Here is a 10,314-nt window from a genome sequence, read left to right on the forward strand (position 1 = left end):
GATCCGTGCTCCTCCCGGCGCCGGCGCGGCGCCCGCCGCTCAGGCCTCATACCTGTGGCGGAGCCGAGACTGGCACCGCCGAGGGACGACACCGGGCCGTGGCACCTGTATACCGGCATCATGACCACTTCTCGACCGCCCCGCGATGCCGACCTGACCGCCGCCTTCGCGGCTAGGCAGGAACTGGGCCCCGACTACGACGCCGCGTTCATCGAGTCGGTCGTCGACCGCGTCGAACAGACCATCGACGCCCGCATGGGCACGCAGGTGCCCGCCCGGCCCGAACGCGACCATCACGCCGCCAAGGCGGAGCGTGGGGCGAGCATCGCCGTCCTGTGCATCAGCCTGGTGGCGGCGATCCCGCTGACCGCGATCGGCGTCGCCAACGCGGGCCTCCCCGGCCTGGTGCTCTCCTGGGGCGGCATCGTCATGATCAATCTCGCCTACGCCCTGCGGTTCCTGCGCGGCTGACGATCACTTGCCCGGCTCGGGGTCGCGCGGCAGGCCGAGGAGCCGTTCAGCGATGATGTTGAGCTGCACCTCGGTCGTACCGCCGTAGATGGTCATCGCGCGGCTGAAGAGCATGTACCGCGCCCACTTGCCGCTGAGCCCGCGGGTGTCCTCCAGCACCGCGTTGGCGCCCTGGGCCGCCCAGACGTAGTCGGCGACGTCCTGGTTGAACTGGACGCCGAGCAGCTTGCGCACACTGGCCTCCGCACCCGGGTTCAGCCCCGACAGCTGCTTGACGGTCGTCCGCAGGCCGAGCAGGTCGATCGACTGCCCCTGCGCGACGAGCCGGCCCACCTCGACGCGGGTGACGTCGTCGAGTTCCCGGCCGTCGAAGAACTCCAGCAGCTCCGGCAGCCCGGCCCCGAGGCCGCCGCCGGTGGACAGCGAGACCCGCTCGTTGCTGAGCGTGTTGCGGGCGACCTGCCAGCCCTTGTCCACCTCGCCGACGACACAGTCGTCCGGCACGAAGACCTCGTCGAGGAAGACCTCGTTGAAGATGGCCTCGCCGGTGAGCTCCTTCAACGGCCGCACGTCGATGCCCTCGGACTTCATGTCCACGAGGAAGTAGGTGATGCCGTCGTGCTTGGGCGCCGCCGGGTCGGTGCGGGCGATGCAGAAGCCCCACTGGGCGTGCTGCGCGACGGACGTCCAGATCTTCTGGCCGGTGAGCTTCCACCCGCCCTCGACCCGCACGGCCTTCATGGACAGTGCGGCCAGATCGGAGCCGGCACCCGGCTCACTGAACAGCTGGCACCAGACCATCTGCCCGCGCAGCGTCGGGCGCAGGAACCGTTCCTTCTGCTGCTCGGTGCCGTAGGTGAACAGCGACGGCACGAGCCAGGCGCCGATCACCAGGTTGGGCGGCTTGACCTTGGCCCGCCGCATCTCCTGCTGGATGAGGATCTGCTCGACCGGTCCGGCCGCACGACCCCACGGCTTGGGCAGGTGCGGGACCGTCCAGCCCTCGTCGCCCATCACGGTGTTGAGCCGGCCCTTGTCCTCGATGGCCGCCAGCTCGGCGATCTCGGCCCGTACCCGCTCGCGCACCGGGAGCGTGTCGTCGTCGAGCTCGACCTCCACCGGACGCACGGAACCGGCGAGGGCCAGGTCGGCCACCGAGGCCGCCCATTCCCCGGCCGACCCGAGCAGGGAGCGCAGCGTGAGGCCCCGGCGCAGGTAGAGGTGGGCCTCGTGCTCCCAGGTGAACCCGATGCCGCCGAGCACCTGGATGCAGTCACGGGCCGTCTGCACCGCGGCGTCGGGCGCGATGACGGCCGCGACGCGGGCGGCGAAGGCGGCCTCCTCGGCCGCGTCGTCGATGGCGCGCGCGGCGTCCCAGACGGCCGCGCGGGCCTGCTCGAGCGCGATGAGCATCCGCGCGCACTTGTGCTTGACGCCCTGGAACTGGCCGATGGGGCGGCCGAACTGCTCACGTACCTTGGCGTACTCGGCGGCGGTGCTCACGCACCAGGCGGCGACGCCGGTCGCCTCGGCACCGAGCAGCACCGCGGCGAGGTCCCGGACCCGCCGTCCCTCCAGGCCGTCCAGGACCCGGTCGGCGGCGACGCCGACGTCGGTCAGCGTCACCCGGCCGGCCCGGCGGACCCGGTCGAGGCTCGGCAGCTCCTCGACGGTCGCAGCGGCCGCGTCGATGACGACCCATTCCTCGCCGTCGGCGGTGCCGACCGGCAGCACGATCACATCCGCGAGCACCGCGCCGAGGACGGGCTCGACCGTACCGCTGATCACCAGGCCCTCGTCGGCGCGCCGCCCGGTGAGGCCGGTGGCCAGCGACACCGCGCCGGTGCGGGTGCCGTCCGCCAGCCCCGGCAGCAGTTCCTCGTGCGCCTTGGCGTTGCGGGCGGCCTGGATCACCGCGCCCGCGAGTACGGTGGGCAGGAACGGCCCTGGGGCGGCGGCGCGGCCGAGTTCCTCGAGCACCACCGCGACCTCGAGCAGACCGTATCCATGGCCGCCGTGCTCTTCCGCGATGTGCAGGCCGAGCAGGCCCTGGTCGGCCAGGCCTGCCCAGAACGGCGGCCGGGTCTCGGTGCCGGCCTCCAGCGCGGCACGCACCGCCTGCACCGTCACGTTGCGCTCGACGAATCCGCGCACCGATTCCGCGAGCGCGTCATGCTCCTCGGTAAGCCCGATCGCCATCCGACACCTCTTCCCAGACCACTGCCGTTCGCCGCCCACAACCGACATCGATTCTAGAACGGCATTCAGGTTCCCCCCGAGCGACCCTACCGATGTCCTCGCGGCCGGCGGGCGGGAGCCCTCAGTCGGCTGCGATCACCTTGCCGCCCGTGTCGTCGCCTTCGCCCGCCGCCGGACCTTCGCCCGCGCCACGCCGGATCCCGATCACGCTGGCCACGGTGGTGACCGCCAGGGTGCCGCCGATGATCGAGAGGGACAACCAGATCGGGATCTCCGGCGCCCACGACACGTGATAGCCGTGCAGCGCCTCGAGGATGAGCTTGACCCCGATGAACCCGAGGATGGCCGCGAGTCCGTGGCTGAGGTAGACCAGCCGGCGTACCAGGCCGCCCAGCAGGAAGTACAGCTGCACCAGACCCATCAGCGCGAAGGCGTTGGTGGTGAAGACGAGGTAGGGCTCCTTGGTCAGCCCGAAGATCGCTGGGATGGAGTCGAGGGCGAACAGCAGGTCCGTCGACCCGATCGCGATGACGACGATGAACAGCGGCGTGAACAGTCGCCTGCCGTTCCGCTTGATGGAGATCCTGGCGCCGTCGTACTCCTCGGTGGTCGGCAGCACCCGCCTGCTCCAGCGCATCAGCGCGTTGTCGCCGGCGTTCTCGTCGTGCCCGGTGCGCAGCAGCCCGAACGCGGTCCAGATCAGGAACGCCCCGAAGACGAAGAACACCCCCTGGAACTGGGCGATCACCGCCGCGCCGATCGCGATGAAGATCCCTCGCAGGACCAGAGCCAGCACGACGCCGAGCATCAGCACCCGGTGCTGGCTCTCCCGCGGCACCGCGAAGCGCGTCATGATCACGTAGAAGACGAAGAGGTTGTCGACGCTGAGGCTCTTCTCCGTGACGAATCCCGCGTAGAACTGCGCCGCGTAGTCGCCTCCGGCGAAGGCCAGGACACCGAGCCCGAACAGCACCGCCAGCGCGATGTAGACACCCGACCAGAAGGCCGCCTGCCGGGTGCCGAACTCCTTGCCCCCGGAACGGTCGATCCAGATGAGATCGGCGAGGATGAGGGCGACAAGTGCGCCGAGCGTGACGGCCCAGACCCACAACGGTACGTTCACAGATGACCTCCGGCAGACAGAACTGATCGCCGGAGGTCTCTCCCGCCCTCACCGAGTGAGGACCGATGGCCCCGGGCCGGCAGGGCCGACCGTGATGACGAGACCATCGCAGGGGGATACTCCCCTCCTATGGGACAAATTGTACCGGATCACACGGAGCGGTCATCGCGTTCCCCTCTCCGGCTGCCGCGCGAGGCCCCGGTAGAGGTCCGCGAGCTGGTCCACGGCATCGTCCTCGCTCGGCAGCGAGGTGGCCCGCTGAGCCGCCGCGGCGCCGAGCCGTACGGCCAGCGCCGGGTCGGACAGCACCCGCCCGACCGTCTCCTCCAGCGCCCCGGTGTCTCCGGCCGGTACGAGCAGAGCGGCGTCGCCGACCAGTTCGGCGATGCCGCCCACGTCGGTGGCCACCAGCGGGCGGCCGGAGCGCAGCACCTCCTGGACAAAGAGCGGCTGCCCCTCCCACACGCTGGGCACCACCGCGACATCGGCGGCCTCCAGCAGCCGCGCCACGTCGGAGCGGCGGCCGAGCAGCCGGACCGGCAGCTTCTCCGCCTCGATCCGGTCCCGCAGCCGGGCCTCCAGCGGACCGTCTCCGGCGATCACGGCGACCGGTCGCGGGGTGCGGCGTCCCCAGCCGGCCGCCGCGTCCAAGAGCGCCGGCAGCCCCTTCTGGTCGGCCAGCCTTGCCACGGTGACGATCAAGGGCCGGTCGCCGACTCCGAGTTCGGCTCGCACCTCGGCGCGGACGCCCGGCCCCGGCGGCTCGCCGGCCGAGGGCGCGGGGACGAGCGCCCGGCCCACCGACCGGGCGCCGAGCGAGCGCATCCGCTGCTCCAGGTCGGGCGAGACGCCGAGGACGCAAGCGGCGCCCCGGGCCACGATGCGCTCGAGAGCGCCGTAGGCCAGACCGGTCATGCCGCCCGCGATGACCGCGTTGTGCAGCGTGACCACCAGTGGCGGGCCACCGGGCGCGAACCTCAGCGGCCCGGTCGTCGTCCGCAGGCACGCGGCGGCGGCCATGCCGCCCGCCCGGAGCCCGTGAGCGTGGACGACGTCCGCGCCCTGTAGCAGGCGCCTGAGCCTGGCCACGGTACGGGTGTCTCCGACCGGCCGCGGCCGGTCGGAGATCTCGACCTCGGCGAAGCGCGCTCCGGTGCCGGTGAAGTCGAAGAGCTCGGCGGTCCGCGCCGGACCGAGGACCACGACCCGGGCGCCGCGAGCGACCAGTCCGGCGGCGACGGAGCGGACGTGCCGTCCCACTCCCCCGGCGCTGGTACCCAGCACCAAGGCGATCCGGAGCCCCTCGACGGTGCCCGTGCCACCGCCGTCGCCGTCGCCGTCGCCGTCGCCGTCGCCGGTCGTGCCGCCGACCCGGTCCCGCTCAACCATCACGTGCCACCTTCCGGCTGAGGACGGCCCGCAGGTCCCGCCCGTCGATCACGAGGGCGATCGCGGCGAAGACCGCCGCCGCGGCCGCCGCGGCAAGTGCGCCCACGCCCATGTTCGTCACCAGACCTCCCGGGCCGATGCCCCAGGCCACACCGTAGCCCGCCAGGCCACCCGCCGTACCCCCGACGACACCCGCGGTCATCGCCCGGCCGAGCCCGGCGACCGCCGTACGGCCGCGGGCGCGGATCAGCGCGGCCACCAGGGCCGCGCCGGCCACCGTCATGCCGATCGTGTTGCCGAGACCGAGCGCGGGCACGACCCAGTTCCTCGGGACGGTCAGCGCCAGCGCGAGATCCGCGGCGATCACCACTAGCCAGCCCGCCACGGTGGCCCCCGCGGACGCACGGCCCCGGTGGCACGCGAAGAGCACCCGGCCGAGATGGGCGACCAGGCCATAGCCGAGCAGGCCCGGCGCGAAGGCGAGGATCGCGTGGGCCAGCGCGCCGGGGAAGGTGCCCGGTGCCCGGTCGAACAGGTGGGCGACGGGCAGCGCAACGGCGGCCAGTGCCGCCGCGCCGGCGCTGGAGACCAGCACGACGGCGCGCGTCGTCGAGGCCGTGACGCGGTCGAACTCCGCCCTGCCGGCCCGCGCCGACAGCACGGGGAAGGCACTCGTGGCGATCGGCACCGCCAGGATGGCCCACGGCAGCAGGAACACCGCCCAGGCGTAGTTGTAGTGCGCGAGCGCTCCCGCCGTGTCGCGTCCACTCAGCACCATGACGGTGAGCGTGGCGAGCTGCTGCGCCACGACCGTCGCCAGCCCGGCCAGCGCCAGGCGGGAGATCCGCCTCGCCGTGCCGGGCGGGAAGGTGAGCGTCGGGCGGAGGCCCAGCCGGAGCGGCCGGACCGCGACCATGGCGGTGCCCACGAGCGCCACCACACCGAGCGTGGTGCCCACCGAGAGCGTGAGTTCGGCGCTGTGCGGCAGGGTCGCGAGGTCGTTCGGGCGGCCGGTGCCGACGAGCACGTACGCAAGGTAGGCGCCGATCACGACCAGGCTCGACACCAGCGGCGCCAGGGCCGGGCCGGTGAAGCGGCGATGGGCCTGCAGCACGCCGTAGAGCACGACCGCGAGCCCGTACAGCACGATCTGAGGGGCGAAGACCACCAGCATGCCAGAGGCCACACCCACCACGTCGCCGGGCGCGCACCGGCCCGCCTGGCCGTGCACGAGCAGATCCATCACCGGGCCCGCCGCCAGTGCGAGCACCACCGACAGCGGCAGCAGCGCGAGTACCACCCAGGTGAGCATCGCCGAGGCGATGCGGCGCACCTCCTCGCGCTCGCCGCGCTCGACCGGGCCCGCCAGCACGGGAACGACCATGCTCGCCAGCGCGCCGCCCGCGACGATCTCGAAGACGACGTTCGGGATCTGGTTGGCGAGGAAGTACGCCTGGCTCAGGCACGACGTCGTGACCGTCTGCGAGAACACGAACGTGCGGCCGAAACCGGCGACGCGCGCCAAGACGGTGAGGAGCGCGATGAGGACGGCCGCCCCCGCGAGGCCCCCGGTGAGGCGGGCCAGCCGTGATGTCACTGTGCCGCGTCGGCCACCTGAACGGCGTCGGACCGATCGTCGCGCTCCGGCGAGGGGGCCGGCTGCGCGGGCCGCCGGCCCAGCATGTCGAGCCGGTGCAGCACCGGGGTCCGTTGGATGACCTTGGTGAAGCTGACGAACTCACTGGCGCCGTTCAATGCCACCAGCCCGGCCAGCACCGCCAGGCGGCCGCCGCGGCCCATCCTGGTCGCGCCGAGGCCCAGCAGCGCCCCGAGCGCGTTGGCGCCCGCGTCGCCGAGCATGGCCCGCTCACCGAGGTCCTCGGGCAGCAGCGCGGCCGCCGCGCCGAGCGGTGCGGCGACCACCGCGGCCGAGGATCCGGCCGCCAGCGGCGCACCCGCGAGCAGGCCCACTTTGATCGCCCGCCCCGGCCGCAGGTCGAACAGGTTCATCAGGTTGGCGGCGCCGGCGATGATGGCGCCGTTCAACAGCACGTCGAAGGGGGTGTGCCGCGGCTCACGAGCCAGCGCGGCGGCGGCCAGTCCGGTGGCGCCGATGCCGACGATCTTGGCTCCGCCACTGGTCAGCTCACCACGCGCCAGCGCCCCGAGATGCCCCTTGAAGCCGCGCGAGGATGCCGAGCCGGCCAGGTCGTCGTAACCACCGAAGACACCCGAGCCCACGCCGGCCAGTATCGCCGCGGCCCGGGTCCGCGCGGGCAGGCCCGGGGTGAGCAGGCCGCCCGCGGCGGCGCCCGCGACGAAGGCCGGCCCCTCGAGCAGGGTCACCGGCTCACCGCGGTGGTTGGTGCGGCCCCATGCGTCGGCGCCGTCGCGGTCGCCCACCGCAGGCGGCCGCCGGGTGAGCGCGGTGTAGGCGGCACGCGCCGCGACGGCGCCCAGGGCACCACCGATGATCAGACGCTTCATGTGCGCTTCTCCGTGGTCGGGACGGGCGTCGGGAGATAACCGTTGGCGCCCGACCCTATTCCGTAGTTGCCGGACTTGCCGGTTATCTCGGTCACCAGGGCGAGGACCGTGACGATCTGGCCCGAGGCGGTGTCGGCCGTGTTGACGGTGGAGACGCGGGCACCGGTGTCGGACCCGCGCAGCACCGCGATGAGCCCGCCGTCCTCCGCGGCGGTCGACGGCCCGGCGAGCACCGTGCCACGACCCGCGTCGTCCAGCGCGGCGGTCAGCGAGACGAGGGCCCGGTTGCCGATCTCACCGCTCTTGCCCGTGTACAAGGTCGATGGTGCGATCACGACGGCGAGTGTCGCACGCGCGCCCGGCTTGCCGCTGGTGGTTACGTAACCCCGGTCCTTGAACCCGGCCAGGACCTCCCCGCCGGCCGCCTCCTCGCGCCCGGCGCGAGAGGCCTGATCGGTCACGAGGACGCTGGCGAGCACCGCCCCCGCCCGGTCGTAGGGCGTGCCCGTCTCGGAGAGCGTGACCCCGCCGGGCTTCACCGCCCTCGCCAGCTGATCGAGCACCTCGACCTGGTCCTCGGCGAAGTACTTGTTCTGGATGTTGACGCTGCCGGTGTAGGTGGCGCCCGCGTCGGTCACGGCCTTCGCCACCTGCTCCCGGATCTTGTCGTTGGAGCCCGGCGTCTCGACCAGCACGACCTGCTCGTCCTTGAGGCGGCCCGCGACGAGCTGGGGGCCGAGGACGCCGGCGAACTGCTCACCGCCCTTGATCCGGCTGTCCTGGTCGGTGAGCTGGTCGCGCAGGTCGTCGTTGCTCTGCTGAGCCCGGGTGACCTCGCTCCTGAGGACACCGGCGAACTTGTCCGGCAGGAAGCTCGCTCCGAGGACCAGCCCCACCGCGAGGGAGAGGAAGATCGCGACGATGGACACGAGGTGGTAGCGGAAATCGATCACGAGAAGAGTCCGGTCAGCCAGAAGAGGAAGGCGTGCCATCTGTCCGCCAGCGCCGGGGCGATGACGTCCCCCGCGGGCGATACGGACACGGCCACGACGATTGCGATGAGTGCGGAGAGCACAAGGAACAGCAGCGACCAGGTCGAGATCCGGCTGCGGTAGAGCCGGCTGACCCCCTTGGCGTCGACGAGTTTACTGCCCACGCGGAGCCGGGTGAGGAAGGTGCTCGCCATTCCGGCCCGGCCCTTGTCGAGGAACTCCACCATGTTGGCGTGCGTGCCGACCGCGACGATGAGGGTCGCCCCCTTCTCGTCGGCGAGCAGCATCGCGATGTCCTCGCTGGTCGCGGTGGCGGGAAAGGTCACCGCTTCCAGGCCCAGGTCGTGCAGCCGTTTGAGCCCGGGCGCCTGGCCGTCGTGGTAGGCGTGCACGACGAGCTCGGCCCCGCAGGTGAGGGCGTCGTCGGAGACCGAGTCCATGTCTCCGACGATCATGTCCGGCCGGTAGCCGGCCTCGATGAGGGCGTCCGCGCCGCCGTCCACGCCGATGAGCACCGGGCGGTACTCCCGCAGGTACGGCCGGAGGGCGGCGATGTCCTCGCGGTAGTGATAACCGCGCACGACGATGAGGGCGTGCCGGTCCTCCATCTTGGTCTTGATGTCGGGCACGCCGACCCCGTCGATGAGCAGGTCGCCCTCGCGGTTGATGTACTCCATGGTGTTGACCACGAACGCCTTGAGCTGGACCGACAGGCCCGCCTTGGCGTCGGCGATCGCGGTCTCGAGCGTCTCGGGCGTGTGTTCGGTGCCCTTGGCGATCATCTCGTCGCCACGGAAGACGGTCTCGCCCTGGATCCCGACGAGATCACCCTCGGTGAGCCGCGCGAAGATCTCCGGCCCCACGTCATCGATCAGCGGGATGCCGGCCTCGACGAGGATCTGCGGCCCGAGGTTCGGATAGCGGCCGGAGATGCTCGGCGCCACATTGACGACGGCGCCGACCTTGCAGGCGACCAGGGCCTCGGCGCTGACCCGGTCGAGGTCGACATGGTCGATGACGGCGACCTCACCTGGCCGGAGCCGCTTCGTGAGGGTCTTGGTCCTGCGGTCGAGCCGGACCGTCGCGTTGACGCCGGACCGGCCGTTCACCCGGCCGCGGCCGAGCGCCTGGAGAGCGCGCTGCGGGAGCCTCTGCGGCAGCCGCAGACGCCACTCGGACTTCGGGGACGGGTGATTCATCGCCTGCCATCCTGCCAGAGCAGCAGGGATGACATGGCTACGACGATCGTTTCAGGCGTGTCAGTACGCACCCTCTTCGCCCCCGTACGCCCCCTTCGGCCAATGCACCCCACCAGCCACGGACCCCCGAGCGGGCCGATGGCGGCTGGACTGAGGAGCGCGCGGAGCGCGAGCGGGCCGATGGTGGCTGGACTGAGGAGCGCGCGGCGAGGAACGAGCGAGCACGCGACGAGGGAAGCCGCCATCTTCGAGGCCCGCGAGCCGCCGAGCGGAGCGAGGCAGGGCAACAGGGCACGAGCGAGCACGCGACGAGGGAAGCCGCCATCTCCAAGGCCCGCGAGCCGCCGAGCGGAGCGAGGCAGGGCAACAGGGCACGAGCGAGCACGCGACGAGGGAAGCCGCCATCTCCAAGGCCCGCGAGGCGCCGAGCGCAGCGAGGCAAAGAAACAGGGCC

The 10,314-nt window shown here is 72.2% G+C and carries 8 protein-coding genes; 1 reads left to right on the top strand and 7 read right to left on the bottom strand.

The annotated features are described in order from the left end of the window. The first annotated feature begins 120 nt into the window (after positions 1–120). Positions 121–471 (top strand): hypothetical protein, encoded by a 351-nt coding sequence (locus HKK74_RS20105; RefSeq protein WP_187244784.1) that lies wholly within the window; start codon positions 121–123, stop codon positions 469–471. A 3-nt stretch (positions 472–474) separates the two neighbouring features. Here the strand turns inward: HKK74_RS20105 and HKK74_RS20110 are convergent, their stop codons facing one another. From HKK74_RS20110 to steA, 7 genes are all read right to left on the bottom strand, one after another. Beyond that, complete coding sequence (locus HKK74_RS20110) at positions 475–2,670, bottom strand: acyl-CoA dehydrogenase family protein (protein WP_187244785.1); 2,196 nt, start codon at positions 2,668–2,670, stop codon at positions 475–477. A 121-nt stretch (positions 2,671–2,791) separates the two neighbouring features. Then, a complete protein-coding gene (locus HKK74_RS20115) occupies positions 2,792–3,793 on the bottom strand; it encodes a TerC family protein (protein ID WP_187244786.1) in 1,002 nt (333 codons plus the stop codon). Between the two features lie 162 nt (positions 3,794–3,955). Next, complete coding sequence (locus tag HKK74_RS20120; protein ID WP_187244787.1) at positions 3,956–5,182, bottom strand: glycosyltransferase; 1,227 nt, start codon at positions 5,180–5,182, stop codon at positions 3,956–3,958. Beyond that, entirely contained in the window at positions 5,175–6,779 is a 1,605-nt protein-coding gene (gene murJ, locus HKK74_RS20125) for a murein biosynthesis integral membrane protein MurJ (protein ID WP_312881629.1), read from the bottom strand. The genes HKK74_RS20120 and murJ overlap by 8 nt, the downstream gene beginning before the upstream one ends. After that, positions 6,776–7,669 (bottom strand): hypothetical protein, encoded by an 894-nt coding sequence (locus HKK74_RS20130; RefSeq protein ID WP_187244788.1) that lies wholly within the window; start codon positions 7,667–7,669, stop codon positions 6,776–6,778. Before HKK74_RS20130 ends, murJ begins: the two co-directional genes overlap by 4 nt. Beyond that, positions 7,666–8,622, bottom strand: a complete 957-nt coding sequence (locus tag HKK74_RS20135; protein WP_187244789.1) for a copper transporter — start codon at positions 8,620–8,622, stop codon at positions 7,666–7,668. The genes HKK74_RS20130 and HKK74_RS20135 overlap by 4 nt, the downstream gene beginning before the upstream one ends. Beyond that, positions 8,619–9,860 (bottom strand): putative cytokinetic ring protein SteA, encoded by a 1,242-nt coding sequence (steA, locus tag HKK74_RS20140; protein WP_187244790.1) that lies wholly within the window; start codon positions 9,858–9,860, stop codon positions 8,619–8,621. The genes HKK74_RS20135 and steA overlap by 4 nt, the downstream gene beginning before the upstream one ends. Between the last annotated feature and the right edge of the window lie 454 nt (positions 9,861–10,314).

Source organism: Actinomadura alba, assembly GCF_014323705.1.
In the GTDB taxonomy this organism is placed as follows: Bacteria; Actinomycetota; Actinomycetes; order Streptosporangiales; family Streptosporangiaceae; genus Actinomadura_C; species Actinomadura_C alba.